25 protein-coding genes and 1 tRNA gene are annotated in these 26,737 nt (G+C 68.4%); 14 read left to right on the forward strand and 12 right to left on the reverse strand.

The genetic code is table 11. The features are described 5' to 3' along the window. The first annotated feature begins 5 nt into the window (after positions 1 to 5). A complete protein-coding gene (locus tag AX744_RS14450) occupies positions 6 to 506 on the forward strand; it encodes a hypothetical protein (protein ID WP_061017614.1) in 501 nt (166 codons plus the stop codon). A gap of 87 nt (positions 507 to 593) precedes the next feature. Further along, positions 594 to 1,607, forward strand: a complete 1,014-nt coding sequence (locus tag AX744_RS14455) for a DNA topoisomerase IB (RefSeq protein ID WP_061017615.1) — start codon at positions 594 to 596, stop codon at positions 1,605 to 1,607. Here the strand turns inward: AX744_RS14455 and AX744_RS14460 are convergent. Together AX744_RS14460 and AX744_RS14465 are read right to left on the reverse strand one after the other, a co-directional pair. Then, positions 1,573 to 2,580 (reverse strand): DUF3137 domain-containing protein, encoded by a 1,008-nt coding sequence (locus AX744_RS14460; RefSeq protein WP_230977881.1) that lies wholly within the window; start codon positions 2,578 to 2,580, stop codon positions 1,573 to 1,575. The genes AX744_RS14455 and AX744_RS14460 overlap by 35 nt on opposite strands. 1 nt (position 2,581) lies before the next feature. Further along, on the reverse strand, positions 2,582 to 3,079 hold the full coding sequence (locus AX744_RS14465) for a hypothetical protein (protein ID WP_058630576.1): 498 nt from the start codon (positions 3,077 to 3,079) through the stop codon (positions 2,582 to 2,584). A gap of 141 nt (positions 3,080 to 3,220) precedes the next feature. On the opposite strand from AX744_RS14465, the gene AX744_RS14470 reads away from it, so the two are divergent. Beyond that, positions 3,221 to 5,674, forward strand: a complete 2,454-nt coding sequence (locus tag AX744_RS14470; protein WP_061017617.1) for a hypothetical protein — start codon at positions 3,221 to 3,223, stop codon at positions 5,672 to 5,674. A 44-nt stretch (positions 5,675 to 5,718) separates the two neighbouring features. Further along, positions 5,719 to 8,205 carry an aminopeptidase N gene (gene pepN / locus AX744_RS14475; RefSeq protein WP_061017619.1) on the forward strand — a complete coding sequence of 829 codons (2,487 nt, stop codon included), beginning with the start codon at positions 5,719 to 5,721 and terminating at the stop codon, positions 8,203 to 8,205. Here pepN and AX744_RS14480 read toward each other — a convergent pair. Further along, positions 8,198 to 9,079 (reverse strand): aminoglycoside phosphotransferase family protein, encoded by an 882-nt coding sequence (locus AX744_RS14480; protein WP_061017621.1) that lies wholly within the window; start codon positions 9,077 to 9,079, stop codon positions 8,198 to 8,200. The two genes, pepN and AX744_RS14480, sit on opposite strands and share 8 nt — an antisense overlap. A gap of 3 nt (positions 9,080 to 9,082) precedes the next feature. Then, a complete protein-coding gene (locus tag AX744_RS14485; RefSeq protein WP_061017622.1) occupies positions 9,083 to 9,721 on the reverse strand; it encodes an MBL fold metallo-hydrolase in 639 nt (212 codons plus the stop codon). Between the two features lie 150 nt (positions 9,722 to 9,871). Here AX744_RS14485 and AX744_RS14490 point away from each other — a divergent pair. Then, a tRNA-Glu gene (locus AX744_RS14490) sits at positions 9,872 to 9,944 on the forward strand. A 60-nt stretch (positions 9,945 to 10,004) separates the two neighbouring features. Here AX744_RS14490 and AX744_RS14495 read toward each other — a convergent pair. The 4 genes from AX744_RS14495 to AX744_RS14510 form a co-directional block, all read right to left on the reverse strand. Further along, positions 10,005 to 11,246 (reverse strand): MFS transporter, encoded by a 1,242-nt coding sequence (locus AX744_RS14495; RefSeq protein WP_058630581.1) that lies wholly within the window; start codon positions 11,244 to 11,246, stop codon positions 10,005 to 10,007. Further along, a complete protein-coding gene (locus AX744_RS14500) occupies positions 11,246 to 11,794 on the reverse strand; it encodes a helix-turn-helix domain-containing protein (RefSeq protein WP_058630582.1) in 549 nt (182 codons plus the stop codon). Before AX744_RS14500 ends, AX744_RS14495 begins: the two co-directional genes overlap by 1 nt. A 117-nt stretch (positions 11,795 to 11,911) precedes the next feature. Beyond that, complete coding sequence (locus AX744_RS14505) at positions 11,912 to 13,054, reverse strand: DUF4349 domain-containing protein (RefSeq protein ID WP_061017623.1); 1,143 nt, start codon at positions 13,052 to 13,054, stop codon at positions 11,912 to 11,914. After that, a complete protein-coding gene (locus AX744_RS14510; protein ID WP_058630584.1) occupies positions 13,051 to 13,611 on the reverse strand; it encodes an RNA polymerase sigma factor in 561 nt (186 codons plus the stop codon). The genes AX744_RS14505 and AX744_RS14510 overlap by 4 nt, the downstream gene beginning before the upstream one ends. 281 nt (positions 13,612 to 13,892) lie before the next feature. On the opposite strand from AX744_RS14510, the gene AX744_RS14515 reads away from it, so the two are divergent. Together AX744_RS14515 and AX744_RS14520 are read left to right on the forward strand one after the other, a co-directional pair. Next, positions 13,893 to 14,897, forward strand: coding sequence for a TerC/Alx family metal homeostasis membrane protein (locus AX744_RS14515; protein ID WP_046748436.1), 1,005 nt, complete (start codon positions 13,893 to 13,895; stop codon positions 14,895 to 14,897). A 49-nt stretch (positions 14,898 to 14,946) separates the two neighbouring features. After that, positions 14,947 to 15,444, forward strand: a complete 498-nt coding sequence (locus AX744_RS14520) for a DUF427 domain-containing protein (protein ID WP_061017625.1) — start codon at positions 14,947 to 14,949, stop codon at positions 15,442 to 15,444. A gap of 17 nt (positions 15,445 to 15,461) precedes the next feature. Here the strand turns inward: AX744_RS14520 and AX744_RS14525 are convergent, their stop codons facing one another. Together AX744_RS14525 and AX744_RS14530 are read right to left on the reverse strand one after the other, a co-directional pair. Further along, complete coding sequence (locus AX744_RS14525; protein ID WP_061017627.1) at positions 15,462 to 16,775, reverse strand: LLM class flavin-dependent oxidoreductase; 1,314 nt, start codon at positions 16,773 to 16,775, stop codon at positions 15,462 to 15,464. Further along, positions 16,772 to 18,067 (reverse strand): O-acetylhomoserine aminocarboxypropyltransferase/cysteine synthase family protein, encoded by a 1,296-nt coding sequence (locus tag AX744_RS14530; RefSeq protein WP_058630586.1) that lies wholly within the window; start codon positions 18,065 to 18,067, stop codon positions 16,772 to 16,774. The genes AX744_RS14525 and AX744_RS14530 overlap by 4 nt, the downstream gene beginning before the upstream one ends. A gap of 205 nt (positions 18,068 to 18,272) precedes the next feature. Here AX744_RS14530 and leuC point away from each other — a divergent pair, with 205 nt between their 5' ends. The 6 genes from leuC to AX744_RS14560 all read left to right on the forward strand — a co-directional run bounded on the left by leuC (position 18,273) and on the right by AX744_RS14560 (position 24,620). Then, complete coding sequence (gene leuC, locus AX744_RS14535) at positions 18,273 to 19,715, forward strand: 3-isopropylmalate dehydratase large subunit (protein ID WP_061017628.1); 1,443 nt, start codon at positions 18,273 to 18,275, stop codon at positions 19,713 to 19,715. 3 nt (positions 19,716 to 19,718) lie between these two features. Beyond that, on the forward strand, positions 19,719 to 20,315 hold the full coding sequence (gene leuD, locus AX744_RS14540) for a 3-isopropylmalate dehydratase small subunit (protein WP_058630588.1): 597 nt from the start codon (positions 19,719 to 19,721) through the stop codon (positions 20,313 to 20,315). A gap of 65 nt (positions 20,316 to 20,380) precedes the next feature. Further along, positions 20,381 to 21,748, forward strand: coding sequence for a UDP-N-acetylglucosamine 1-carboxyvinyltransferase (murA, locus tag AX744_RS14545; protein WP_061017630.1), 1,368 nt, complete (start codon positions 20,381 to 20,383; stop codon positions 21,746 to 21,748). Further along, positions 21,745 to 22,509 (forward strand): lysophospholipid acyltransferase family protein, encoded by a 765-nt coding sequence (locus AX744_RS14550; RefSeq protein ID WP_061017631.1) that lies wholly within the window; start codon positions 21,745 to 21,747, stop codon positions 22,507 to 22,509. Before murA ends, AX744_RS14550 begins: the two co-directional genes overlap by 4 nt. Further along, positions 22,499 to 23,632: an NAD(P)H-dependent glycerol-3-phosphate dehydrogenase gene (locus AX744_RS14555; protein WP_046748444.1), complete on the forward strand. Its 1,134-nt coding sequence runs from the start codon at positions 22,499 to 22,501 to the stop codon at positions 23,630 to 23,632. The genes AX744_RS14550 and AX744_RS14555 overlap by 11 nt, the downstream gene beginning before the upstream one ends. Further along, complete coding sequence (locus tag AX744_RS14560) at positions 23,538 to 24,620, forward strand: D-alanine--D-alanine ligase family protein (protein WP_046748445.1); 1,083 nt, start codon at positions 23,538 to 23,540, stop codon at positions 24,618 to 24,620. Before AX744_RS14555 ends, AX744_RS14560 begins: the two co-directional genes overlap by 95 nt. Positions 24,621 to 24,640: 20 nt before the next feature. Here AX744_RS14560 and AX744_RS14565 read toward each other — a convergent pair whose 3' ends face one another. Continuing rightward, a complete protein-coding gene (locus AX744_RS14565; RefSeq protein WP_061017634.1) occupies positions 24,641 to 25,123 on the reverse strand; it encodes a DUF3515 domain-containing protein in 483 nt (160 codons plus the stop codon). Positions 25,124 to 25,146: 23 nt separating this feature from the next. Between AX744_RS14565 and thiL the strand changes: the two genes are divergently transcribed. After that, positions 25,147 to 26,142, forward strand: a complete 996-nt coding sequence (gene thiL, locus AX744_RS14570) for a thiamine-phosphate kinase (protein ID WP_061017636.1) — start codon at positions 25,147 to 25,149, stop codon at positions 26,140 to 26,142. On the opposite strand, the gene rsmD is transcribed toward thiL, so the two are convergent. Continuing rightward, complete coding sequence (gene rsmD / locus AX744_RS14575; protein WP_058630593.1) at positions 26,112 to 26,729, reverse strand: 16S rRNA (guanine(966)-N(2))-methyltransferase RsmD; 618 nt, start codon at positions 26,727 to 26,729, stop codon at positions 26,112 to 26,114. The two genes, thiL and rsmD, sit on opposite strands and share 31 nt — an antisense overlap. Between the last annotated feature and the right edge of the window lie 8 nt (positions 26,730 to 26,737).

Consider the following 26,737-nt stretch of genomic DNA (forward strand, 5'->3'; position numbering starts at 1 on the left):
CGAGGATGGCTCTGGAGTCCCTCTTCCTCCGACTGGATCGGATCGCCGGTGGGCGGCAGGCCGGCATCGCCATCAGCGAGACCGACCGCACGCATCCCAAGACGGTGCGTGCGTTCACCTGGATCATCTGGCTCCTCATCGTCGAGCTCGTCATCGGCGTCGGGGCCGTCGTCGTCGCGCTGGTGCTCGCGGTCGACGGCGAGTCGGTCTCGTTCGCCGTCTGGATGCGCACGCTCGTGGTGCTCGCGATGACGGCGACGCTGTTCTACTTCGCCTGGCGTGCACAGCGTGGCTGGCGGTGGGCGTATCAGCGCCTTCGTCTGTTCGCGCAGATCTTCCCCGTCATCACGCTCGTCATGGCGGCGATCCCCGGGCTCTACCCGCTCTGGATGGTGTCGGAGCAGATCGTCTTCAGCCTGATCATGATCGGCATCGCCGACTTCCTCACCAGCGACCACATGCGCAGCGCCTTCGCGGCGCCGCGCGCGGAAGCCGGGAGCGAATAGCACGGGGGCCGGGTACAGCGCCACTCCCTTCCACGGATCCGTGCCACGGGGCATCCTCGAGCGCAGGCAGTCGAGGAAGGGCTCACGATGGCGAAACTCATCCGAGTTGTCCCGGGGCAGGATCCGGGGTTCCGGCGCGTGCGATCGGGATCGGGGTTCCGGTACGTCGATCCGGCAGGGAACACGGCGCCCGAGGCCGATCGCGAGCGGATCAACGACCTCGTCATCCCACCCGCATGGCGGGATGTGTGGATCGCCGCGGACCCGCTCGCTCACATTCAGGCGGTGGGCGTGGACGGCGCCGACCGCAAGCAGTACCTGTACCACCCCCTGTGGCGGGTGAGCCGAGATCGCAAGAAGTTCGTGCGCGCCCTCGATCTGGCCGCCGCGCTGCCGCGCGCGAGAGCGCAGGTGACCCGGGCGTTGGCCCAGGAGGGGCAGACGAAGGAGCGCGCCCTCGCCATCGCCTTCCGCCTTCTCGACGACGCAGCCCTCCGTATCGGGTCGGAGCGTTACCTGGTGCGACACGGCAGCCGCGGTCTCACGACACTGCGACGACGAGATGTGCGTGTGGCGGGGAGTGATGTCGCATTGTCGTTCCCCGCCAAGAGCGGCCGCACGGCGTCGATCGAGATCACGGATGAATCCCTGGCCGATGCCCTGACCGACTTCGCCGCGGGCAAGTCGGGCGCTTTCCTGCTCGCGTACCGCCGAGGCCGGCGTCGCGTGCGTCTCACGCCCGCAGAGGTCAACGCCTATCTCCGGGAGGTCACGGGGGAGTCCTTCACGGCGAAGGACTTCCGCACGCTGCACGGCACGATCATCGCCGCGGACGCCCTCGCCCGGATCGGCGAGCTCGACAGCCGGAACCACCGGAGTCAGGCAGAGCGCCTTGCCGTGCAGGCGGCGGCGACGGCGCTCGGCAACACGACCGCGGTGGCACGAGCGAGCTACATCGATCCTCGGGTCTTCAGCCAATACGGACGCGGACGGACGCTCGACCTCTCCGTGACGCCTGAGACCGCCATCAGGAGACTCCTCGGTGGTCCGGAGATCTCGAGGAAGGTCACCCGGCGATCCGGAGCCAGACGACGGCGATGAGCATCGGCACGAGGGGCGTGGCCACGGCTGCGATCACGGGCCACCACCGGGTACGCGTGTCGACGTGGCGTGCGCGACCGGCGAGCGTGTCGCCGTCACGCCGGTAGGTCCCCGGATCGAGAGGCGTCGCGGCCTCGTCGCGGTACAGCAGGGTTCGTCGCCCGACGCGATCGTGAAGCGCCGCGATCACGGTGAGGAAGCGCCGCAGTTCCTCCCCATCGGTCAGATCGACGGCGGGGAAGTAGACATGCAACGTGCTGTCCACGATCTCCAGGTCGAGGTCGGCGCTCTCGTCGACGAGGATCGCCATGAGGTCGGGGGTGAGCACATAGAGCGCGTCCGTCTCGTATCCCGGCGGCACTGATACGTCGAACACGTCGCTGAAGTCCCCCTCGAGCCGGATGCGGGTTCGGCCGGTCGGACGCCGAGGGAGCACGCTGAGCGCCCCGCCACCGCGCCGCGACCGGAGCATGATCCTCGGAGCCTCGGACGGCAGCGGGATGCGGACAGCGCGCACGGTGTGCATCGTCGCGCCCTCTCCATCGCCGACCACGAAGGTGCGTTCGACGCTGTCGAAGGGGACGGCGCTGTGTCGGGCGTCCAGGTGGTCCTGCGCGGTGCGGTCGCCGCGATCGACCTGCTCGTCGATGGAGCCGCCCCACGGGTGGTCGCCGATGTCAGCGCGATACCGCCAGCCCAAAGCCGCGGCGATCTCGGCGAGGGCGGTGCGCCGTCGACGATGCCGACTGATGGACATCGTCGACCACGCGACGAGTGCGGCGCCGAGCAGCATCGTCGCGACCTGGGCGTACACGAGCGTCGTCCCGGACAGCGCGAATCCGACCGGCAGGAGATAGAAGGCCAGGGCTCCGGCGATGACGAGCGTTGCGACCGACGACGCGACCAGTGTCAGGCTGCCCCATCCGCGAGCCGTCGCGAGTGGGGCGGCCCGACCGGCCGAGAAGGGTGCCACGTCAGGGCTTGTACACGATGGCGATGTTCAGCTGTCCGCCCTCGCGCGCCCAGGCGAGCCACCGGGGCTCGCCCGGACCGGTGAGCCGCTGGATCGGCACGACGTGGATGCCCTGATCGAGGCGGCTGAGCTCGCGGAACTCGGGCTTCTTGGAGATCCAGATGGTGCCGCCGCCGTCCCACGGCTCCAGGCAGGTGTACACGTATCCGTGTGCACGCAGATTGACGCGGTCGACGAGCGCCTCGGCCTGCTGCTTCAGCTCGTCGAGGACCTCGGTCGGGATGGCCCCTTCGAGCGTGAAGGCGGCGACGTCGTAGACGTTCCCCTCGCCGAAGTCCCTTGTGGCGAGCAGCGCCAGCTCGGTGACGCCCTTGTCGGCGGTGCGGGTCCACAGGGCATGCGAGTTCTTGGCGCGCTTGTTCATCAGGAACCCGCCGAAATTCAGCTTCTGGTACGAGAAGTCGTCGAGCTTGGCCGCGATCTCTGCACGTGTCGTCATGGGGATTCTCTCCTCTTCCGGGAGGTCGGGTGGCCTCTCCGTCGAGAGAGCCTAGGTGTGCGCTGGGCGGGCCCGTCGGAGTCCGAACGAGCCCGAACGCACGGCGCCGAACCCGCCGACCGCGTGTCCTAGGCTCGACTCATGCCCGTGCCCCGCACCCTCGACGAGCTCTGCCTGGGCCTCGGGCGGATGCGTGTGGACGCGGGCTCGCCGTCGTATGCCGAGATCGCCCGTCGGATCGGCGGGGTGCGTCACGGTGCCGAACCGCCGAAGGTGACCGTCTACGACTGCTTCCGTCCGGGACGGCGACGCGTGGACCATCGTCTGGTGGGCGATATCGTCCGCGTGCTCGGGGGCGACGACGAGGAGGCTGCGCGGTGGCGGGAGACCGCGCGGCTTCTCAACGGTGCGCGATCGGGGGTGCACGTCGAGGTGGCACTCGGAATCCGGGATCCCGCGGGCGCGGAGATCGGACGCGAAGAGCTGCTGACCGCTCTTCCCGATGCCGACGTGCTGGTTCTCACCGGTCTGCCGGGGGCGGGGAAGACCACTCTCGCCTCGGCGCTGGCCGGCCGTTCGCCGGTGCTCACCGTGCACTTGCGCGAATCCGACACCGAACGCCCTCCGGCGGATCCGATCGACGTCCTGCGGCGGATGCTGGGGGCTCTCGGAGTCCGCTCCCTTCCCTACGAGCTGCCGCGTCTTCGTGAGCAGCTGCGGATCAGCGCGCGCGAGTTGACGGTCGTCATCGAGGACGCGGGTGACCCGGTGCGGTTGGCTGCGCTGCTGGTTCCCGGTGTGCGGTTCATCGTGACGGCGCGCGTCGACCTCGGGGGCCTCGAGGAGCGTCTGTCCCCGACGGCTCTGCGCGTGGAGAGGGTCGTCGTCCCGCCGATGTCGCACGCAGAAGCCGAGCGCCTGCTCGATCACCTCCTCTCCCTCGACGGGGCCTCCTCGACCGTGATCAGAGGGAGCAATGAGCGTGCGGCGGCGTTGCGGCGCATCGTCACCGTGGCGGGTGGCCTGCCGCTCGATCTGGTGATGCTCGCCGGGATCATCCGTGAACACGAGGGGTGGTCGTTCGCGGACCTGGCATCGCGGTTCGAGCATGAGCCACGCGACGTGCGCATCCGACCTGTTCTGGAGGCGGCGACACGATCCCTGCCGACGGGCGAAGCCGATCTCCTCGCGAACGCCGCGCTGCTCGACCGAGAGGTGGAGGAAGGTGTGCTCATCGCAGCCGGAGGCCCCGCCGCCGCACGCGATCTGCACCGTCTGCATGCCCGGCACCTCGTGGAGCTGCGCCAGGGACGGGTGCGGATGCACGACACGGTGTTCTCCTTCGCCGCAGAGCGGTCGCGCTCCCTCCGCCCGTCATCCGTCCGCAGGGACTTCGTCCGCGACTCCGCGTCCGCCGTGCTGGTCCGGATGGAAGAGGATCCCGACTTCGCCGCGCGTGAGGTGGGGACGGTGCTCGCGGTGGCGTCGGCGGCTCGCGAGCACGGTCTCGATTCCGAAGTGGAACGGCTGGCGATCACATCGCACCCGGTGCTGTCCCGCTGGTCGCTCTGGAGCGAATCGCTGCAGCTGCACGATCTGGCAGCCCGCGGAGACGGCCTCGACCTGGTGCCCGACATCGCTCTCGGCGTGGCGCACTGCGCGGAGAAGCTCGGGCGGCTGGACGAAGCGCTCATCATCCTGCACCGCGTGCGTCGTATCGCTTCGGGCGCGGCTCTCGCCCGCACCTGGAACCAGATCGGCAACGTGCAGCGCTGGATGAGTCATCTCGAGCAGGCGCTGGTCTCCTATGAACGGGCGATCGCACACGCGCGCGACGCGGGGGACAGGGTCGTCGAAGGGCGGGCAACCGGCAACCATGCGGACACCCTTCGCATCCTCGCCCGCTACCCGGAGGCGCTGCAGGGCTACACCGCTGCGCTGAGCATGGCGAAGGCGGAGGGGGACGAGCTGAACGTGGCTGTCGTGCGCGGCAATCGCCCGCTGCTGTTCCTCGCGATCGGACACCTCGATGCTGCGGACGAGGAACTGCAGGAGTTGATGGACGAATCGAACGGTGAACCGCTGCCGTTCGTCCGCCGGACGCGTGCGCTCATCGCGGAAGCACGGGGTGACGACCTGCGGGCCCGTGCACTGTGCGCCGACGCGATGGGCGCCCTGCAGTCCGCAGGAGAGTTCGCGACATCGGCCGATCTCGAACTCCTCGGCGCCCGGATCGACGGGCGGAACGGCCAGTCCGACCGCGCGCGGACGACGGCGCAGCGGATCCTCCGGGAGTCGGAGCGCGCGGGGTCGCCCTTGATCGCCACCGAGGCTGCGAATTCGCTCGCCGAGATCCTGGTCCTCGCTGCGGCGAGCGACTCCGCGTCCCCGCATCTCCTCGCCGAGGCCGAGCGGCACGCAGAAGAGGCGCGGAGCGTCGCGGAGGCGACCGGAGATCGCGCCGAAGTCGCACGCAGCGACGCGATCCTGTCGCGCATCGCGTTCGCACGTCACGACGACGACGCAGCAGCGGCCCGGTCGCACGCGTCCGCACAGGTGTACTCGGCGATCGGACACCGGCTCCGACCGACGTGAGCGTGAGGACGATCCGTCGGGCATCCGGGTGACAGGATGGATGCATGGACACAGCCAACCTCACCCGCGAGGAGACGGCCGCGCGATCCGCCGCCGTCACCGTGCATCGCATCCGCGTCGAGCTCGACCTGACCGGTGCGCCGGAGCGCGCCCGTACCGGGTTCCCGACGGTGACGACCCTCGAGTTCGATGCGACGGGGGAGAGCACTTGGCTCGACTTCATCGGCGAAGAGGTCCGGAGTGTCTCGATGAACGGCGTCGATCAGGAGGTCGTCTACGACGGCGCGCGCATCTCGCTCTCCGGTCTCGCGGCCGCCAACGTCGTGCGGGTCGAGGCGGTCGCGGCGTACAGCCGATCCGGTGAGGGACTGCACCGTTTCCATGACCCTGTGGACGACGAGACCTATCTCTACACGCAGTACGAGCCGGCGGACGCGCGCAGGGTGATGGCATGCTTCGAGCAGCCGGACATGAAGGCCGAGTACACGTTCGTCGTGGACGCTCCCACCGGGTGGCAGGTGCTCTCGAATCAGTCGCCTGCGCACACCGACCTGGGTGTCGGCGTGCAGCGTGTGGAGTTCGCCCCGACTCTGCCGATCTCGAGCTACATCACAGCGGTCGCTGCCGGTCCGTACTCGCGCGTCGACGGCGAGTGGCGGCGCGATGAGCAGCACATCGCCCTCGGCGTGCTCGTCCGGCGTTCGCTCGCCTCGCACCTCGACGCGGACGAGATCCTCGAGGTCACCCGGCAAGGGCTGGACTTCTTCACGGAGGCGTTCGCCTACCCGTACCCGTGGGGTAAGTACGACCAGATCTTCGTGCCGGAGTACAACCTGGGCGCGATGGAGAATCCGGGTCTCGTGACCTTCACGGAGGCGTATCTCTCCCGCGGGGCGGCCACGGATGCACAGCGCGCTGCGCGGGCGAACACGATCCTGCACGAGATGGCGCACATGTGGTTCGGAGACCTGGTCACCATGACCTGGTGGGACGACCTCTGGCTGAAGGAGTCGTTCGCCGACTACATGGGCGCGCACGCGTCGGCGGTGGCGACGCGCTACCAGGACGCCTGGGTGACGTTCGCCGCGCGACGGAAGGCCTGGGCCTATCAGCAGGATCAGCTGCCCACGACCCACCCGATCGTCGCGGACATCACCGATCTCGAGGCGGCGAAGCTGAACTTCGACGGGATCACCTACGCCAAGGGTGCGGCTGTTCTGAAGCAGCTCGTGGCATTCGTCGGCGATGACGCATTCTTCGAGGGCGCCCGCCGGTACTTCGCCGCCAACGCGTTCGGCAACACGACGCTGAACGACTTCCTGGTGCAGCTGAGCGCGGTCTCGGGCCGCGACATGAGCGACTGGTCGGCGGCATGGCTGCAGACCTCCGGAGTGTCGACGCTGTCGACGGAGACGGACGAGGAGGGACGCTCCGTCCTGGTGCAGACCGACCCGAGGCCCCACCGGCTCCGCATCGGCATGTACGAACGTCTCGACGGTCGTGTGCTCCGTCGCGAGCAGCAGGAGCTCGACGTGATCGGTGAGCGCACCGCGATCGAGCTGCCCGACGCCGATCTGGTGCTGCTCAACGACGACGACCTCACTTATGTGAAGGCGCGTCTGGACGCACGCTCCCTCCGCACGGTCGAGGAGTCCCTGTCCGCGATCGAGGATCCGCTGGCACGTGCCCTCGTGTGGTCCTCGCTGTGGAACGCGACCCGCGACGGCGAGCTCGACGCGCTGCGCTACCTCCGAATCGTGCGCAGCCATGCGGCGGACGAGTCCAACATCGGGCTGTTGACGGGCGTGCTGCCGAACGCGATCTACACGATCCGTCACTTCGTGCCGGACGCGAGTCGCGACGAGGAGCAGCGCCGCTGGACCGACACGGTGTGGAGCGCACTGGAGGCCGCCGATGCCGGCAGCGACGCGCAGCTCTCCTGGGCCCGAGCGTTCGCGACCGCGTCCGCTTTCGACGATCGTCGTCACGAAGAGGTGCGCGCGCTGCTGGAGGGGAATGTCCCGGAGGGGCTCGTGATCGACCCCGACCTGCGCTGGCAGCTCCTCACCGCGCTCGTGACCGTGGGGCAGGCTGATGACGAAGACGTGACGGCGGAGCAGGAGCGGGACGACACCGGCGACGGACGCACGGCTGCACGGCGCGCCCGTGCCTCACGGCCCGACGCGGATGTGCGGCGCGACGCATGGGACTCCGCGTGGAACGACCTCTCGCTCAGCAATGATCATCTCGATGCGGTGATCGGCGGCTTCCGTGCGGGGGGACGCCGTGATCTCATCTCCGAGTTCGACGACGAGTATTTCGTGCGGATCGGCCGAGCCTGGTCAGAGCGCAGCATCGAGATCGCGCGGCGCCTGGTCATCGGGCTCTTCCCCGCGTCGGAGTCGGTGGAGCCGGTGGATGCGTGGCTGGCCGCGAATCCGGCAGCGCCTGCCGCCCTCCGGCGGCTCGTGATGGAGCAGCGGGACCATCTCGCGCGCGATCTCCGTGTGCGTGCAGCTTCGGTCAGCTGATCAGTTCGGCGGCCGTCTGCTGACCGAGCGCGCGCAGATCCGCGCGATCATCGCTCGAGTGGCAGAGGATCGCGGCCATGGCCGCAGCCCAGGCTCGTGCCCTGACCCAGGTCGCGTCGTCGTACCTTCCGCCGGTGGCTCGGCGGAAGACATGTCGACCTTCGGCGTCGAAGGCGAGCCATCCTGCTGCGAGGTCGTAGGCGGGGTCGCCGGAGGTCACGTCGCCGAAGTCGATCACGGCGGACAGCCTGTCGCCGTCGATCAGGATGTTTCCGGGATGCAGGTCGCCGTGGATCCAGACCGGCTCCGTGGCGGGCTCGGCCTCGAGTCCCGCTGACCAGAGTTCTCCGAGAGGCGTGGCGATCGCTGCGGTCAGTTCGGCGAGTCGATCTCTGATGCTCTGGTCGCGTGCCACCAGCGGGACGCCGCGCACAGGGTTCACGGGTGCGTCGGCGGGCGCTTCGCGGTGGAGCAGGCGGAGGGCTGTCGCGAGTTCGGAGGCCCACGAGGTGTTGTCGCGGCGGGGGAGCCCGAGCGCCTGCCTCCCCGGCAGCCAGGGCACGATCGACCAGGGCCAGGGGAACTCCGGCGTCGGGGCGCCTGCGAACACCGGTAGAGGCGTGTGGATGTTCACGGCTGCGAGATGCATCGCGAAGAGGGGGAGTGCGTGCTGCTCGTGACGGATGAGCGGCGCTGCCCTGAGCCGGCGGGGCATGCGCACGGCGAGGTCCGATCCGAGACGCCAGGTGACGTTGTCCCAGCCCTCCGCGAAGCGCGTCAGCGGGAGGTCGCCGAGCTCGGGAGCCACCGTCCGAACGAGCCGTCTCACGCCGTGCTCGTCCAGGGTGAGCTCCGCGGCGGGGGAGTCGACCATGTTTCAGAGGTCGAGGGAGTCGCCGGGTTCCAGCACGAAGAACTCGCCGCCGCCCTGTTCGGTCGCCCACTGCAGCCGCTGACGATGCATGTTCTTGCCGATCACGGAAAGCGTCATGTCGTGGGTTCCGAACGCCCGGCGCGGCGCGACAGCCAGCACATAGTCCATGGCCTCGCCGATCTTCAGCCAGGGTGCGCCGAGGGGAGCGGCGAGGGTGCCGACGGAGACGCCCTCAGGGACCGCGTACGAGTCGCCGGGGTAGTAGAGCTCGTCGTTGATCAGCACGCCGACGTTCTCGACCGTCGGAAGCGAGGAGTGGATGACCTCGTGGGTGCCGCCGAAGAACCGCAGTGTGAAGCTGCCGACTTCCACCGAGTCCCCGGGGTTGACGACCGTGATGTCGTAGCCCTCGGCGGCGCGGGCGACACCGGCCGGCGCGAAGATCGGCGTCCCCGGTGCGTCGCGCAGGAGGCGGTCGAAGTGCTCGGATGTCCAGTGGTCCGGGTGCTCATGGGTGATCACGATGGCCACCAGATCGGTGAGGTCGTTCAGCGGAGCGGTGAACGACCCGGGATCGACCAGGAGGGTCTCATCGTTCGCATCGATACGGAGGGCGGCATGTTCGAACTTGGTGACGCGCATGGGAAGAGTCAACTCCTTCGGAACGCGCACGGCAAACGGATCCGGTGCGCCACGCCCGGGATTCGTGACGGGGAGGCGTCGATTTGGCGCAGTGAGAATCGCCGTGGCATACTTGAACGGTTGTCGCGGAACGGAAGCATTCCGCCAGACGGCCCCATCGTATAGCGGCCTAGTACGCTGCCCTCTCACGGCGGTAACGCGGGTTCGAATCCCGCTGGGGTCACACAACAGAGAAAGCCTCCGGTTCGCCGGAGGCTTTCTCGTTTCCCAGGGTGGTCGTCGCTCATACAGCGGGCCTCAACGACAGCGACCGGAATGAACGGTTGCTCAGGGGCAGGATCATCAGCGCCATCATGGCTCCTCCGAAGAGTGCGAACGGCACCCAGAGCGCCGTCGACGACGCGAGAGCACCGAATCCGGCCATCGCCAGCGGCATCAGACAGTCGTCGCCGAGGCGCGTGAGCGAACTCATCCGGCCGAGGTAGGCGGTGTCGACGGTGGCCGAGAACGTCGCGCTCAACAGCACCGATGCGTAACCAGCTGTCGCGCCGATGACGAAGGCCGCCACAGCGACGCTCCACGCCGGCCCTATTCCGAGCGCGATGATCCCGGCGCCCTGAAGCACCAGCGCTCGGAACCCGCCGCGGGCCTCGTGGCTCGGACGCCACTTCGCGACGGAGATCGCGCCGAGCGCTGCACCGAGCCCGAGCAGCGCTTCGAAGAGTCCGACGGCCTGCGCGCCCCACCCCTCCGCATGGGCGCGGAGGGCGAGTCCGATTCCGATCGCTGGGCCGACCGCCAGATTGAGCCCGGAGAGGGCGATCACGAGCGTGCGGGTCGTGGGATTCTCGGCGAGGTGCGCGAACCCGCGTGCGATCCCGCGCAGTGCCGACTCCTTCTCCGCTCTGGCGAGGCGGAAGCGCGGGCGGAGCCAGATCGCGATGAAGGCGACGACCAGTGTGAAGGTCAGGGCGTTCACGGACGCGCTTCCCGCAAGGCCGGCATGGGCCACGATGAATCCGCCTATCGCCGCCCCTCCCATGGTCCCCAGCCGCGAGGCCGTCTGAGCTGCTGCGCCGTAGGAGGGAAGGTCGGCGGCTCGCACGAGCTGACGGGCGATCGTCCCGGCGGACGGCTCGTAGAACGCGTCGCACACCCCGAACGCGATCGCCGCGAACAGCAGAACCGAGACGGTGGGCGGGGTGGCGAGCACCCACAGCGCCACGGCGACGAGCACGCCCACGCGCAGCACGTTGAACACGAGCATGATGCGGCGCGGGTCGGCGCGGTCGGCGATCACCCCTCCGAACAGCAGGATCACGGCACGCGGCACGGTACCGGCAGCGACGATCAGACCGGCGACAGCGGGGGAGGCCACCTGGACGGCCGTCCAGGCGAGCGCGATGGTCCACAGCGCATCGCCGGCATCCGACAGCGCCTTCACTCCGATCCAGGCGTGCACGAGACGATCGCGACGGAAAGGGGGAGGGGCGACGATCTCCTCCGGGTCGCTGACGGCGGACATCAGGGCTCCGTCGGGAACGCGTGCGCGAACACGAAGACCGGAGCACGGCGTCGGCCGTCGTCGAGATCGATGCCGTCCTGCCACTCCCTGATCGTCTCGAGGAGCCGCGCGGAGAGATCCCGTAGCTCGTCGGGTGAGGCCCACGCCGTGGTCTCCGTGTTGGATCCGTCGTACTCGGCGTATGCGGGGTCATGACGATGGCGATGCCAGCGCTGGAGCCGGTCGATCTGCATACGGATACCCTGACGCTGCGCCTCACGGGCGAGGAGGGCATCGGCGGGCGAGTCCGCGTAATCGTCTGTCGACCAGGTGAGACCCCGACGTGCCACTCTCCACCAGCTCGTGCGCTTGTCTCCGTCGGGATCAGGGGCGCGTTCGACGACGCCGGAGCGCTCCAGCATGCGAAGGTGATGGCTGATGCTGCCGACCTGACTGTCCAGCGCGCGGGCGATCGCCGTGACCTGTGCCGTTCCGTACAGGAGCAGATAGTCGTAGATGCGGCGGCGCAGCGGATGGTGCACAGCGGTGATAACGGAGATGTCTTCCACGGAAGACGACGCTAGGCTCACGGCGTCAAACGCACAAGGGTTCTTGTATACCGCGGAAAATCAAGGAACAGGCCGGTTCCTCACGTCAGGAGAACCGGCCCATTCCACGTCGGGCGATCAGTTGCCTTCGGCGGCCTCGGGATGGGACGGGACCTGCTGGTCGCGACGACGCCGGCGCCGCCGGGCGCGGCGGATGAGCCAGACGAGCAGCACGACGGCGCCCGCGATCGCGAGCCAGGGGAGGAGGAAGCCGACCGCGATCACCAGAGCATTCAGCGACACGACGAGTCCGTTCCATCCCGCCATCAGACCGTCCCCGAAGCCCGCAGGGTCGGCAGTCGTCGGTGCGGTCGCCTTCGTCAGCTGCACCTGCAGCGACGACATGGCGACCTGGTCGTCGAGCGCGGCGAGTTGCTGTTCGTACGATTCGAGCTGCGCCTGACGGTCGGTGAGCGCCACCTCGGCCTCGATCAGCTCGGACACGCTGCCCGACTGCGCCATCAGCTGCGTGAGCCGCTCGACGGACGCCTTGGTGGAGTCGACCCTGGCCTGCAGGTCGATCGCGACGGAGGTCACATCCTGCTTCGAGGTGGAAGAGGAGAGTACTTCGCCGGTGTCGTCGAGTGCGGCGATCGCCTTCGGGAGGTCGGCGGATGGCACTCGGATGCTGATCCAGCCGTATGCCGAGTCTGCGGGATCTGGAACGGGCTCGGACGAGCCGTCGACGGCGACCGACTTCCCGATCTCGGTGCTCTCGACGTAGCCGCCGTGCTCCTCGGCGAGAGCGGCGATCTCAGCTGCTGCTTCGGAGATGTCCTTCACCTGAACGGTCGCCTGCGCCGTGGCGATGATCTCGCGACCGCTGTCGTTCGCCGCAACGCCGGGAAGCACACCCGCGCTCGCGTCCGGGCTCAGAGCGCCGTCCGGTGCCGACTCGGCGGTCAGACCCGTGATCCGCTCGGGACCCGACGGTGCGGCATCCGTGGCGGAGTCTTCGGACATGCTGACGCCGTCGGCGGTGACGGAGCTCGCCCCGCCGACCGCGCTGAGGATGGGCGGGGTCACGAGAACTCCGACAGCGAAGGCTGCAGCGATACCGCCTGCCGTGAGCCAGCCGCGTCGCCGCGACCGCGTCTCTTTCGCGGTGCGCGGTGCCCGCGCCCGCTCTGCGGCGATCTCTGTGAACACGGCATCTTCGATGCGGGCGATGGTCTCGTCCGAGAGCTCTGGCAGGTCGCCGCTGGTGGTCTGGTCGTTCATGCGTCCCTCGCTTCGGTCACGGCGCCTCGCAGCTGCGTGCGCACTCGTGAGAGACGGTTCCGGACGACGGCGTGCGTCACCCCGAGCTCATCCGCAGCGACCTGGTAGGCGTATCCCTCCGTGGCGCACAGACGGAAGACCTCACGATCCAACTCGCTGAGCGTGCCCACCTCGCGGGTGATCCGCGCCGCGAGCTCCGCGGTGATGACCTGTTCCTCGACGCTCACCGTGTCCGCCAGCAGTGTCTCGTCGACGGCCTCGGCGGTGTGCGCCTGGTCTCGCCGACGCTGCCGGAGCCGATTCGCCGCCTGGAACCGGCAGATCGTGGCGAGCCACGGAAGGATCGACTCGCCCCGGAGTTCGAGGTCGGGCAGCTTCCGCCAGGCGACGACGAACGTCTCCTGTGTCACGTCCTCGGCATCCGCCGACGAGGCGAGGATTCCCTGAGCGATCCAGTACACGGGTCGCACGTGAGCGCGGTACAGCTCGCGGAAGGCGCTCTCGTCGCCGCCCGCGGCCTGCGCCGCCCATCTCTGATCATCTGTGTGCAGGGGCATCCTGGTTCCGTTCGGTGTCTCTCACGAGGAGAGTGTCGATCGCCGCCCCATCGTCTCAGATCGGTGGTCCATGCCGAGCGGGCGGATGAGATTCGAATGCAACCCGTTCCCGCTCGCCCCGTGCCTCGGGTAGCATTGCCCGGGCGAGAGGGAGTATCCCGCAAACACGCGTCCGTCATCACGAGCACCGTCATCGTTGCTCCGGGCGCGCGACGCACATCCGTGCGGGGGAGAGACTTTCGACTCCTTCCCGACCCCTCCGCGAAAGGTCCAGTGCGCCCTTGGAAATCCCCGTCTGGTTCGAGATCACCTCGATGGTCGTCCTCACGATCATCCTGATCGGTGACCTGCTGCTCATCCGGCTTCGGCCGCACATCCCGTCGACGAAGGAGTCCACCCTCTGGGTCGTGTTCTACGTCGGCCTCGCGCTGCTGTTCGCGGTGCTCCTCGGCAACGTCGGCGGCTGGCAGAACGCGGGCGATTTCATCACCGGGTGGGCACTGGAGTACAGCCTCTCGATCGACAACCTGTTCGTGTTCGTGCTGATCATGGCGCAGTTCGCCGTACCGCGGCGCCTGCAGCAGCAGGTGCTCATGATCGGCATCATCATCGCGCTGGTGCTGCGCGGGCTCTTCATCCTGGCCGGTGTCGCGATCGTCGAGAACTTCTCGCCGATCTTCTACATCTTCGGCGCGTTCCTCATCTGGACCGCGATCCGTCAGGCGATGCCGGAGGGTGACCACGAGGGAGAGGTGCAGCGCGAGAACTTCATCGTCCGTCTGCTGCGTCGTCGAGTCGACATCAGCGAGACCTATGACGGCTCGAAGATCCGCACGACGGTCGACGGCAAGCGGATGTGGACGCCCATGGTGATCGTCTTCATCACGATCGGTGTGACCGACCTGATCTTCGCGATCGACTCGATCCCCGCGATCTTCGAGATCACGACGAACGGCTTCCTCGTCTTCTCGGCGAACATCTTCGCGCTCATGGGTCTGCGTCAGCTGTACTTCCTGCTCGGCGATCTGCTCGATCGCCTGCGCTACCTCCACTACGGCATCGCCGTCATCCTCGGCTTCATCGGCGTGAAGCTGATCCTGCACGCCCTGCATGTCAACGAACTGCCGTTCATCAACGGCGGGGAGCACGTGGAATGGGTCCCCGACATCAGCAACATGGTCTCGCTCGGCGTGATCCTGGCGTCGATGACCATCGCCACGGTCGCGAGCCTCATCGCCTCCGCGCGTGAGAAGCGGGCGGCGAGGACCACGACCCCCGTCGAATGACGTGGCACGGCATCGCGCGACATATCGCGAGCAGACGTAGGGTGAGCAGATGCACACGCCGCGCCCCATCGTCCCCGCCGCTGGGCAGGAATCCGTCTGGGACTACCCGAGGCCACCGCGTGTCGAGGCAGTCGTGGTGCGCATCACCATCCGGCTCGGCGGCCAGCTGATCGCCGACACGGTGGACGCCGTCCGCGTGCTGGAGACGAGTCATCCTCCGGTCTACTATCTTCCGATCGCGGACTTCGTCCCCGGTGCTCTCGTCGACGCCGCCGGCTCGTCGTTCTGCGAGTTCAAGGGCTCCGCACGATACTTCGATGTGCGCGCCGGCGACACGGTGCGCCCAGGAGCCGCCTGGACCTACCCGCAGCCGGCTCGCGGGTTCGAGATCCTGTCCGATCGGGTCGCCGTGTACGCGGGGCAGATGGATGAGTGCACCGTCGGCGACGAGGTCGCTTCTCCGCAGCCGGGCGGGTTCTACGGCGGCTGGGTCACCTCGTGGGTCGTCGGCCCCTTCAAGGGCGTTCCCGGCTCGCGGGGTTGGTGAGGCTCGGTCGGAATCGGTCAGAACTGGTGGAGGTTCGCCTGCAGGCCGCCCTCCGCGTACTCGCGCCGGAGGATGCCGCGTCGACGCAGGACGGGGACGAGCTCGTCGAGCGTGCGGTGGAGGGTCACCGGATGGAAGTCGCCCCAGAGCAGCACGCCGTCGTTGCCCCATTCGCCGAGCTCCTCGATCAGATCGGCGAACTCGTGCGCGGTCCCGACGAACCCCGTACGGTCCGTGATCCTGCCGGTGCGGGCGAGGGCTGTGAGGTGAGCGCGCAACGGGGCATCCTGGTCGCGATCGCCGACCAGACGCTGGATGCTCCCACGGGAGACGTGCGCTCCGAAGATGGAGATGTCGAGTGGCTCGTCGAGGTCGAGGGAGGTCAGATCGGTCTCGAGGTCGCTCGACTGCTTGCGCGCGATCTGGACGAGGGCGGAATCGTCGGGCTGCGCCGACGCCGCGACGATCCGATCGGCCTCCTCGCTCGACGACGTGATCACGGGCTGGATGGCGAAGAGGATCTTGATGTCCTCGGGTCGCCTTCCCTTCGCGAGCGCGGCATCGTGCACCTTGGCGCGATACTCTCGCACGGATTTCTCGTGCAACGGAGCGAGCGCGAGCTGCACATCGGAGTTGGCGCCTGCGAAGCCGAGCCCGCGGCCGGAACCGCCGGGTGAGACGATCGCGGGATCCCCGTCGGTGAAGGGCACGGCGTTCAGCGGCCCGTCGAAGGCGAAGTACTCGCCGCGATGCTCGGTGGCCCGCAGCCGGCTGCCGTCCGCGAAGACACCGGTCTCACGGTCGGCGATCAAGGCGCCGTCATCCCAGCTGCGCCACAGGGCGCGGATACCGGAGAGCCATTCCTCTGCCCGGTCGTATGCCTCGTCGTGACCGAGCTGCGCCGCGTCGGAGAAGTGCCGTGCGCTGCCCGTGTCGGTGACGACGTTGAGGCCCAGCCGGTGTCCGCTCAGGTGCTGCAGCGTCGCGAACTGCCGCGCCGCGGTGTACGGGAGGTAGGCCGCCGGGTTGACGGTGGGCACCACGCCGAGGTGCCTGGTGGCCTGGAAGAGGTAGGGCGCGAGGAGAAGAGGGTCGTGTTTGGGGCCGCCGAACGCATGCCGCACGCGCAGGTCGATCGTCGAGGGCGATCCCAGCGACGGCGCATCCTCGATGATGACGAGATCGAACCCCGCCTGTTCGAGCGTGCGTGCGGCGTGCTGATAGACGTCGGGGCGCGTCCAGTCGTAGTCCCAATCGAGCGCGGGGTAGCCCCACCCCTGCGGCCCGAAGCCGCGCGCGAGGAACCAGCCGAAGTGCTGTGGGCGGCTCATGCCACCGTCTCCCGCACGTGCTGCAGCACGTGGGACAGGTCGGAGATGAGATCGTCCACGTCCTCGATGCCGATCGAGAGTCGCAGAGTTCCCGGACGGACGCCGAGGACCTCGCGCTCCTCTTCGGTGCGCTGGGCATGACTCGTCGTTCCTGGGTGCAGCACCAGAGAGCGCACGTCGCCGATGTGGGTCATGTGCGTGAAGACCTGCACGTGCTCGACGAATCTTCGAGCCGCCGGAAGCCCTCCTCGCAACGTGAACGTGAAGATCGAGCCGGAGCCACCATCGAGATACCGTCGCCCGAGTTCGTGATCCGGGTGGGAGGGGAGCCCGACGTAGTCCACGCTCTCGACTTCGGCGTGCTGCTCCAGCCACTGCGCGATCTGCAGTGCATTCCGTGACTGCCTCTCCACACGCAGCCCCAGGGTCTCCACGCCCTGCCCGATCAGGAAGGCGTTGAGAGGCGAGGGGGAAGCGCCGAATCGCGGGGCCACGGACTCTCGCGCGTACCCGATCCGTGCGCGTCCGCCGTGGCGGGCGAAGACGCTGGGCGTGTCACCACGACCGGGAAGGACCAGGTGGGGTGCATTGTGGCCGGCGAGGTCTGCGTCGAAACGGCCGTCGTCGACGATCACACCGCCGAGGACGGATCCGTGCCCGGCGAGGAACTTCGAAGCGGAGTGCACCACGATGGCCGCACCATGCTCGATCGGACGCAGCAGCGCCGGCGTCGCCAGCGTGTTGTCGACGATCAGCGGGATCGCGTGCTCGTCGCCGATGTCGCTGACGCCGCGCACATCGAGAACGTCGTTGCGGGCGTTCGCGAGCGACTCCGCGAACAGTGCCCGCGTGTTCGGGCGGATCGCGGCACGCCAGGCCTCCGGGTCGGAGATGTCGTCGATGAACGTGGTCTCGATGTCGAGTCGGGCCAGGTTGTCGAGGAAGAGACCCCTCGTCCCTTCGTAGATGTGCGTGGAGGAGACGATGTGATCGCCGGCACCCGCGACGGTGAGCAGAGCCGTCGCCACGGCGGCCTGCCCGCTCGCGACCAGAACCGCGTCCGCCCCCGACTCGAGAGCGGCGAGCTGGCGCTCCACCGCGCGCACCGTGGGGTTCCCCGTTCGGGTGTACCCGAATCCGGTACCGGTGCTGAAATGATCCGCCGCGTGGTCGAAGTCGTCGAACTCGAAGCCCGCAGTGAGGTAGATCGGCGTGGCCCGAGAGGCGGCCGTCTCTCTGCTTCTCGCCGCATGGACCGCGCGGGTGGCGAAGCGGGCGGTGTCGACGGTCATGCGGTGCCTCTCGGTCGGTCGATGCGCAGCTGGTGCGGGTGTCCTCAGAGTGTCATGACGGGTCGGGGCATGTCGGAGCGGTGGTAATCTGACGTCATGCGGACCGTGCTCCTTCTTCTTAGGCGCCGCGACGAGACCTCGTTCTGAGCCCCTCCTCGTCGCGGAGTCCATCGTGGGCCGAACCGCCAGCCACAGGAGACACGCCATGACCACCACTGCCGGTGCGGATTCCGCACGCCCCAGGACACTCGCCGAGAAGGTCTGGGACGACCACCTCGTCGTGAAGGGCGAGGACGGGGAGCCCGACCTCATCTACATCGACCTCCACCTCGTGCACGAGGTCACCAGCCCGCAGGCGTTCGACGGCCTGCGCAGCGAGGGGCGTCCACTGCGGCGCCTCGACCTGACGATCGCGACCGAGGACCACAACACCCCGACGTGGGAGATCGACAAGCCGATCGCCGACCTGACCAGCCGGACGCAGATCGAGACGCTCCGACGCAACGCTGCCGAGTTCGGTGTGCGTCTGCACTCGCTCGGCGATGCGGAGCAGGGGATCGTGCACGTCGTCGGTCCTCAGCTCGGATTGACGATGCCCGGGATCACCGTGGTCTGCGGTGACTCGCACACGTCCACCCACGGCGCGTTCGGTGCGATGGCGTTCGGCATCGGCACCAGCGAGGTCGAGCACGTCATGGCGACCCAGACGCTTCCGCTCAAGCCCTTCAAGACGATGGCCATCAACGTCGAGGGCACTCTGCGTGCCGGCGTCACGGCGAAGGACATCATCCTGGCCGTGATCGCGAAGATCGGGACCGGAGGAGGTCAGGGCTACGTCCTGGAGTACCGCGGCAGTGCGATCCGAGCGCTCTCCATGGAGGGTCGCATGACGATCTGCAACATGTCGATCGAGGCCGGTGCCCGCGCCGGGATGGTGGCGCCGGACGAGACGACCTTCGCCTACCTCGAGGGCCGCCCGCACGCCCCGAAGGGCCAGGACTGGGACGATGCCGTCGCTTACTGGCGCACGCTCCCGACCGACGACGGGGCGACGTTCGACGCGGAGGTCTTCATCGACGCCGACGAGCTGGAGCCCTTCGTGACGTGGGGTACCAACCCCGGACAGGGCAGCTCGCTCTCCGCCGCGGTTCCGAATCCCGCCGAGATCGCCGACCCGAACGAGCGCGCGGCCGCCGAGCGTGCCCTGGAGTACATGGATCTGACTCCGGGTACTCCTCTCAAGGAGGTGCCGGTCGACGCGGTCTTCATGGGCTCGTGCACCAACAGTCGCATCGAGGATCTGCGCGCGTTCGCATCGATCATCCAGGGCAAGAAGAAGGCCGATGGCGTCCGCGTCATGGTGGTGCCCGGATCCGCCAGAGTGCGCCTGGAGGCCGAGGCCGAGGGCCTGGACAAGGTGATCAAGGACTTCGGTGCGGAGTGGCGCTTCGCCGGCTGTTCGATGTGCCTGGGCATGAACCCCGATCAGCTGGCCCCGGGGGAGCGCTGCGCATCGACATCGAACCGCAACTTCGAGGGTCGTCAGGGCAAGGGAGGGCGCACTCACCTCGTGTCGCCCCTCGTCGCCGCTGCGACGGCGATCCGCGGCACCCTGTCCAGCCCGAGCGACCTGACGGAAGGGTTCTGACCCATGGAGAAGTTCACCACCCACACCGGCATCGCCGCTCCGCTGAAGCGTTCGAACGTCGACACCGACCAGATCATCCCTGCGGTGTTCCTGAAGCGCGTCACGAAGACCGGCTTCGAAGACGCGCTGTTCCACGGTTGGCGCCAGGACCCCGAGTTCGTGCTCAACCAGCCGTCTTTCCAGGGTGCCTCCGTGCTCGTCGCCGGTCCTGATTTCGGCACCGGTTCCAGCCGTGAGCACGCCGTGTGGGCGTTGCGCGACTTCGGCTTCAAGGTCGTGCTCAGCCCGCGTTTCGCCGACATCTTCCGCGGCAATGCGGGCAAGCAGGGCCTGCTCGCCGCGACGATCTCGGAAGAGGATCTCGAGCGGTTCTGGGCCGAGATCGACCGGAATCCCGGTGCGCAGATGACCGTCGACCTCGAGGCGCGCACCGCGTCGATCGGTGACGTCCAGGCCGAGGTCGGGATCGACGATTACACTAGATGGCGGCTCCTCGAAGGGCTCGATGACATCGGGCTCACGCTGCGCAACGAAGACAAGATCGCGCAGTTCGAGGCCCGTCGCGAGTCGTGGCGGCCCCGAACCCTTCCCGTTCAGTAGACGGTGGGGGCGGGGGAGCCAGGGGCAACCCGCCCCCGAGATCCGTAGATGAAGTGAGGCTCCGAATGACGACACCTGTGCGCGACGCTCTTCCGGACGGAGTCCCTGCACTCACCGGAGACGTCCTCGCCATTCGCGGCGGACGCCCGCTCCGGGGACGCGTCGACGTCAAGGGCGCGAAGAACCTGGCCACCAAGGCCATGGTCGCCTCGCTCCTCGGCGAGACCGTGAGCACCCTGCGCGATGTGCCGGCGATCAGCGATGTGGCCGTCGTGCGGTCGTTGCTCGAAGTACACGGCGTCCGCGTCTCAGAGGGCGATGAGCCCGGTTCGCTCGTGTTCGACCCGAGCGATGTCGAGTCCGCGCACTTCGAGGAGATCGACGCGCACGCGGGGGCATCGCGCATCCCGATCCTGTTCTGCGGCCCGCTGCTGCACCGTCTCGGCCAGGCGTTCATCCCCGACCTCGGCGGCTGCCGCATCGGCGACCGTCCGATCGACTTCCACCTGGACGCACTGCGCAAGTTCGGCGCCATCGTCGAGAAGCTCCCCAGCGGCATCCGCCTCTCGACCGGGGGCACCCGCCTGCACGGCGCGAACATCCACCTCCCGTACCCGAGCGTCGGCGCGACCGAGCAGGTGCTGCTGACCGCGGTCCGCGCCGAAGGCGTCACCGAGCTGCGCAACGCGGCCATCGAGCCCGAGATCATGGACCTGATCGCGGTGCTGCAGAAGATGGGCGCGATCATCTCCTACGAGCCGAACCGGGTCATCGTGATCGAAGGCGTGGAGAAGCTCCGCGGCTACGACCACCGCTCGATCTTCGACCGCAACGAAGCCGCATCGTGGGCCTCCGCAGCGCTGGCCACCGACGGTGAGATCTTCGTCGGCGGCGCCAAGCAGCAGGAGATGCTGACCTTCCTCAACATCTTCCGCAAGGCTGGCGGCTGGTTCGACATCCAGGAGGACGGCATCCTGTTCCGTCGCGACGGCGACATCAAGCCGGTCGTGATCGAGACGGATGTGCACCCCGGCTTCATGACCGACTGGCAGCAGCCGCTCGTGGTCGCACTGACCCAGGCGCACGGTCGCTCGGTCGTGCACGAGACGGTGTATGAGAACCGCATGGGCTTCACCGACGCGCTCGTGAAGATGGGTGCCGACATCGTCGTGCACCCCCGGGGTCTGCAGGACGGACCGCGCCGCGTGCCGCGTCGCGACCTCGAACAGGCCGCCGTCATCACCGGCCCCACACCGCTGCACGGTGCTGACATCGTGGTCCCCGACCTTCGCGGGGGATACAGCCACGTGATCGCAGCCCTGACGGCCACGGGCGAATCGAAGGTGTCGGGTGTCGACATCCTGAGCCGGGGGTATGAGAAGTTCCTCGCCAAGCTCGACGCGCTCGGCGCCGACTTCGACGTCATCCGGTGACCGCCGTGACGTCCCGTTCATCGGAGACGAAGCGTCCGAGCATCTTCTGGCCGCTCGCGGCGCTCGTCATCCCCCCGGTGTCGCTGATCGCGAAGATCCGGATCCGCGGGGCCGAGAAGCTGCCGCAGCAGGGTTCCTACATCCTGGCGCCCAACCACTACTCGGAGTTCGATCCGCTGATCGTCGCGGTCGCCGTGTGGCGTGCCGGTCGTGCGCCGCGGTTCATGGCCAAGGAGAGCTTGTTCAAGGTTCCCGTTCTCGGCTGGTTCCTGCACCGCACGGGCATGATCCCCGTCGCCCGGACGTCTTCTGCGGCGTCCGCGCGTCAGACGATGAAGCAGTCGGAAGAGCTCGTGGAGCACGGCCGCGGCGTGATCGTCTATCCGGAAGGCACGCTGACGCGGGATCCCGACCTGTGGCCGATGCGCGGCAAGTCGGGCGCGGTGCGACTGGCACTCGCCGACGGCATCCCGCTGATCCCGATGGCACAGTGGGGCACGCAGGAGATCATGGGGCGCTACCAGAAGGGTCTGAGCCTCTGGCCGCTGCGCAAGCCCGTGACGGTGCTCATCGGCGACCCGGTCGACGTGTCCGATCTGCGAGGGCGCGCCGGGGAGCCGGCAGCCCTCAACGAAGCGACCACTCGGCTCATGAACGCGATCACGGCGCTCCTCGAGGAGATCCGCGACGAGAAGGCACCGGCCGAACGTTGGAATCCCGCAACCTACGGCCAGAAGGAGACGGGACGCCTTGACTCCTAAGAGAACCGCGCCGGTCGGTCCACGAGTCGCCGTGATCGGCGCGGGCAGCTGGGGCACGACCTTCGGGAAGATCCTCGCCGACGGCGGCGCGCAGGTGACGATGTGGGCGCGCCGAGCCGAGCTCGCGCAGGAGATCAACGAGGGCAAGCGGAACTCCCGCTACCTGCCAGGGATCAACCTTCCACGCACCATGGCTGCGACGCATGAGCTCGCGACCGCGCTCGACGGCGTCGACCAGGTCTACCTTTCCGTGCCGAGCCAGTCGTTGCGGGAGAACCTGAAGGCGCTGCGGCCGCTGATCGCCGACAGCGACACGAAGATCATCAGCCTCATGAAGGGTGTCGAGCGCGGCACCGGGCTGCGGATGAGTCAGGTCATCCAGCAGGAGCTGCGCTGCGACCCCGATCGCGTGGCCGTGGCGTCCGGGCCGAACCTCGCGCTCGAGATCGCCCGTGAGCAGCCGACCGCAGCCGTCATCTCCTCGCGGAGCCAGGAGACGGCGGAGATCGTCGCACGCGCAGCACGGAACAGCTACTTCCGCACCTTCGTGAACACCGACGTGATCGGGACCGAGTTCGGCGGCGTCCTGAAGAACCTGATCGCGGTCGCGATCGGGATCGTCGACGGCGTGGGCTATGGCGAGAACACCAAGGCGTCGATCATCACCCGCGGACTGGTGGAGATGACCGACTTCGCCGTGGCGAACGGCGCGCATCCGGAGACTCTCCAGGGTCTCGCGGGTCTCGGCGATCTCATCGCCACATGCCAGTCCCCGTTGAGTCGCAACAACACCGCCGGGCGTCTGCTCGGACAGGGATACAGCTTCCAGGACGTGGTGAAGCAGATGCAGCAGACCGCAGAGGGGCTCGCGTCCGTCGCGCCGATCCTCCAGCTGGCGCGCGAGGCGGAGATCGACATGCCCATCGTCGAGCAGGTGAAGATGGTGCTCGACGGCAAGATGGATCCGCGGGACATCGCACCCCACCTGACGACGGACGACGACACCCCGCAGGGTGAGAGGACCAACCATGGACAAGCAGACGGTGGTGGTGCTCTTCGGCGGGCGCTCCAGCGAGCATTCGATCAGTTCCGCAACGGCGGGGGGCGTTCTGGGGGCGATTGATCGCGACCGATACGACGTGATCCCCGTCGGGATCACTCGCGAGGGCGCTTTCGTGCTCGAGGACGACGACCCGGCGAAGTTCCCCCTGGACGCGGAGCACCTCCCGGAGGTCGTCGACAACGGCACGCGTGTCCTGTGGCCCGAGCCGGGAGGCGATCGCACACTCCGTGTGGTGCAGACCGACGGCTCCGTCGCGGGCCTCGGTGAGATCGATGTCGTGCTCCCGATCCTGCACGGACCGCACGGCGAGGACGGAACGATCCAGGGATACTTCGACACGCTCGAGGTTCCCTACGCCGGTGGTGGCGTGCTCGATTCCGCACTGTGCATGGACAAGCACTTCATGAAGATCGCCCTGGAGGCGGCCGGGATCCCGGTCGCGCCCTGGGTGACGGTGCGGCGAAAGGACTGGGACCGTGACGCCTCCGACGTGCGCACGCGGGCCGCAGGCCTCGGTCTTCCTGTGTTCGTGAAGCCCGCGCGGGCGGGCTCGAGTGTCGGCGTCTCCAAGGTCGAGAATGCCGACGAGCTCGATGCGGCGCTGGCCGTGGCGTTCGCCGAGGACGACAAGGTGCTGATCGAGACCGGCGTGAGCGGACGCGAGATCGAGGTCGCCGTGCTCGAGGGCGTCGACGGCGTCCGTGCATCGCTCCCCGGGGAGATCGTGCTGACGTCGCGGGGTTTCTACGACTTCGAGGGCAAGTACCTCGGTGGGGACGGTGTGGACGTCGTGTGTCCTGCGGACCTCACTGAGGCGGAGCGCACCGCCATCCAGGAGATCGGCGTCCAGGCCTTCGAGGCGGTGGACGGGCGCGGGCTCGCGCGTGTCGACATGTTCCTGACACCCTCCGGCGAACTCGTGGTGAACGAGCTCAACACGATGCCGGGGTTCACGCCCATCTCGATGTTCCCCAAGTGCTGGGTCGCGTCGGGTCTGAGCTACGGCGATCTCATCACCGAGCTCGTCGAAGCCGGCCTTCGCCGCTGAGCGTCCGGTTCCCCGGGGGCTCAGCCTGCGGGGAACTCGACGCGATCCGTGCACTGCCCGGTGGCAGGCTGAAGCCCCGACTGGATGCTGGCCGAGATCTTGTCGACGATGGTCTGGAAGTCGATCTGCTCGCCGCGCTTGATCGTGACCTCCACCGCAGGGTCGCGCCCGAACGTGACGAGGCGCTGACGCTCCTCCTCCTGCTCGAGGACAAGCCAGTCGACTCCGCCGATGGTCGTGCACACCAGCGCGGACGGAGCAGGGGGTTCTACGCCGCAGCGCAGAACGACCGTGGGGTCTCCCCACGCACCCGTCGCCTGCGCATCGGTGAAGACGCGATCGAGACCGCCGACGCTCTCCGGGAGCAGTACAGACACGTTCGCGCATGCGGGGTTGTTCGCATCCGCTGCGGGCTCGAGATGCACGGTGGTCGTACAGCCGGCGAGCACAGCGCTGAGTGCCGCTGCTCCGGCGAGGGCAGCGAGGCGACGGGAACGGGGCATGCTTCCAGGCTACCTTTGACAGCATGCCCTCCCGACCCGACGCCGACGATCCACGCCTGGGAGATGTGCGCGAAGGGCGCATTCTCCGCGCGATACTGTCACGCACGCCGGCGGCCTCGCACGCGCTCATCGGGCCGGGCGATGACGCCGCAGTGATAGCGACCCCGTCGGGCTCCGTGGTGGCGACGACCGACACACTGGTGCACGGCCCCGACTTTCGCCTCGCCTGGTCCAGCGGATACGACCTCGGCTGGAAGTCCGCGGCGGTGAATCTCGCGGACGTCGCTGCCATGGGCGCGCGCCCGACGGCGCTCCTGGTCGCACTCGCGGTGCCGCGTGAAATGCGGCTCTCCTTCGTCGAGCGACTCGCCGATGGCTTCCGGGATGCCTGTGCCGCGCTCGCGCCGGGCTGCGCGGTCGTCGGCGGCGATCTCACGGTCTCCGACACGTTGACCGTCGCCGTCACGGCCCTGGGTGACCTGGAGGGACGCGCAGCGGTGTCGCGGAGCGGCGCACGTCCCGGTGACGTGGTCGCCGTCGCCGGGGAGCTCGGTCATGCGGCACGCGGTCTCGCCGTTCTGTTCGGGAGGTTCCGGGACGGGGAGGTGCCGGTGCCCGTCGATCCTGCCGCTCTCGCTGCGGGCGAGCGCGAAGCCGTGAACGCACAGTTGCGCCCGTCGCCGCCGATCGGTCTCGGCGCGGTGGCGGCGACGGCCGGCGCGACCGCCATGATGGACATCTCCGACGGGCTGGCACTCGATGCGCGACGGATGGCTGCCGCGTCCGGCGTATCGATCGCCCTCGACAGTGCGCTCCTCGGCACCGATCCGGCGCGAGCTCTCGCCGGGGGAGAGGATCACGCGCTGCTCGCCACCTTTCCCGAGGGGCTCCTGCCGCCGGCGTTCCGAGCCATCGGCAGGGTGCGCGCCGCCGGCGATGAGGACCTGCTGTGCGATGAGCAGCCGGTCGACCTCAGCGGTTGGGATCCCTATCGGGACTGGGACTCGGCCGCGGGCTGACCCACGGGGCCAGGGTCCTCGTCCTCCGTCGCCGGCTCGGCCCACCACAGGGTGGTGTCGCCGTACGACTTCTCGCGGAACTGCTCCAGGTTCGCGGCGCCGAAGTCCGGAGGCGTGGACCGACGAGCTCGTTCCACCACCACCACGGCGTCCGAGGACAGCAGCGGTGCGAGAGCGACGAGGTCGGCCGTCATGGCCGCGTCGTCGAGGTCGTAGGGCGGATCGCTGAACACGAGGTCGTAGGGTCCGACGGCGCGATGCAGGAAGGCATGCGCCGTGCTCTCGTGAACGCGCCCGAGCGGGAGGCTCCCCGCCTTCGCGACGACTTCCGCGTTGCGTCGGACGATGGCTGCGGCCTGGCGGCCGCGTTCCACGAACTCGACGCTCGCTGCTCCACGGCTGAGCGACTCGAGTCCGAGGGCGCCCGAACCGGCGTACAGGTCGAGAACCCGTGCGCCGGCGATGGCGCTCAGGGACTCCAGCGCGCCGAACAGCGATTCGCGTACACGGTCGCTCGTGGGTCGGGTTCCCGAGCCCGGAACCTCGAGCCGGGCCCCTCTGGCGCTGCCTGCGATGATCCTCGTCACCCGTTCAC

This window comes from Microbacterium sp. CCH5-D1, assembly GCF_001557335.1.
GTDB lineage: Bacteria > Actinomycetota > Actinomycetes > Actinomycetales > Microbacteriaceae > Microbacterium > Microbacterium oxydans.

Coding starts and splice junctions, on each gene's coding strand:
- AX744_RS14450 (WP_061017614.1), top strand. CDS start 6: ATGGCTCTGGAGTCCCTCTTCCTCCGACTGGATCGGATCGCCGGTGGG.
- AX744_RS14455 (WP_061017615.1), top strand. CDS start 594: ATGGCGAAACTCATCCGAGTTGTCCCGGGGCAGGATCCGGGGTTCCGG.
- AX744_RS14465 (WP_058630576.1), bottom strand. CDS start 3,079: ATGACGACACGTGCAGAGATCGCGGCCAAGCTCGACGACTTCTCGTAC.
- AX744_RS14470 (WP_061017617.1), top strand. CDS start 3,221: ATGCCCGTGCCCCGCACCCTCGACGAGCTCTGCCTGGGCCTCGGGCGG.
- pepN (WP_061017619.1), top strand. CDS start 5,719: ATGGACACAGCCAACCTCACCCGCGAGGAGACGGCCGCGCGATCCGCC.
- AX744_RS14480 (WP_061017621.1), bottom strand. CDS start 9,079: ATGGTCGACTCCCCCGCCGCGGAGCTCACCCTGGACGAGCACGGCGTG.
- AX744_RS14485 (WP_061017622.1), bottom strand. CDS start 9,721: ATGCGCGTCACCAAGTTCGAACATGCCGCCCTCCGTATCGATGCGAAC.
- AX744_RS14495 (WP_058630581.1), bottom strand. CDS start 11,246: ATGTCCGCCGTCAGCGACCCGGAGGAGATCGTCGCCCCTCCCCCTTTC.
- AX744_RS14505 (WP_061017623.1), bottom strand. CDS start 13,054: ATGAACGACCAGACCACCAGCGGCGACCTGCCAGAGCTCTCGGACGAG.
- AX744_RS14510 (WP_058630584.1), bottom strand. CDS start 13,611: ATGCCCCTGCACACAGATGATCAGAGATGGGCGGCGCAGGCCGCGGGC.
- AX744_RS14520 (WP_061017625.1), top strand. CDS start 14,947: ATGCACACGCCGCGCCCCATCGTCCCCGCCGCTGGGCAGGAATCCGTC.
- AX744_RS14525 (WP_061017627.1), bottom strand. CDS start 16,775: ATGAGCCGCCCACAGCACTTCGGCTGGTTCCTCGCGCGCGGCTTCGGG.
- AX744_RS14530 (WP_058630586.1), bottom strand. CDS start 18,067: ATGACCGTCGACACCGCCCGCTTCGCCACCCGCGCGGTCCATGCGGCG.
- leuC (WP_061017628.1), top strand. CDS start 18,273: ATGACCACCACTGCCGGTGCGGATTCCGCACGCCCCAGGACACTCGCC.
- leuD (WP_058630588.1), top strand. CDS start 19,719: ATGGAGAAGTTCACCACCCACACCGGCATCGCCGCTCCGCTGAAGCGT.
- murA (WP_061017630.1), top strand. CDS start 20,381: ATGACGACACCTGTGCGCGACGCTCTTCCGGACGGAGTCCCTGCACTC.
- AX744_RS14560 (WP_046748445.1), top strand. CDS start 23,538: ATGGACAAGCAGACGGTGGTGGTGCTCTTCGGCGGGCGCTCCAGCGAG.
- AX744_RS14565 (WP_061017634.1), bottom strand. CDS start 25,123: ATGCCCCGTTCCCGTCGCCTCGCTGCCCTCGCCGGAGCAGCGGCACTC.
- thiL (WP_061017636.1), top strand. CDS start 25,147: ATGCCCTCCCGACCCGACGCCGACGATCCACGCCTGGGAGATGTGCGC.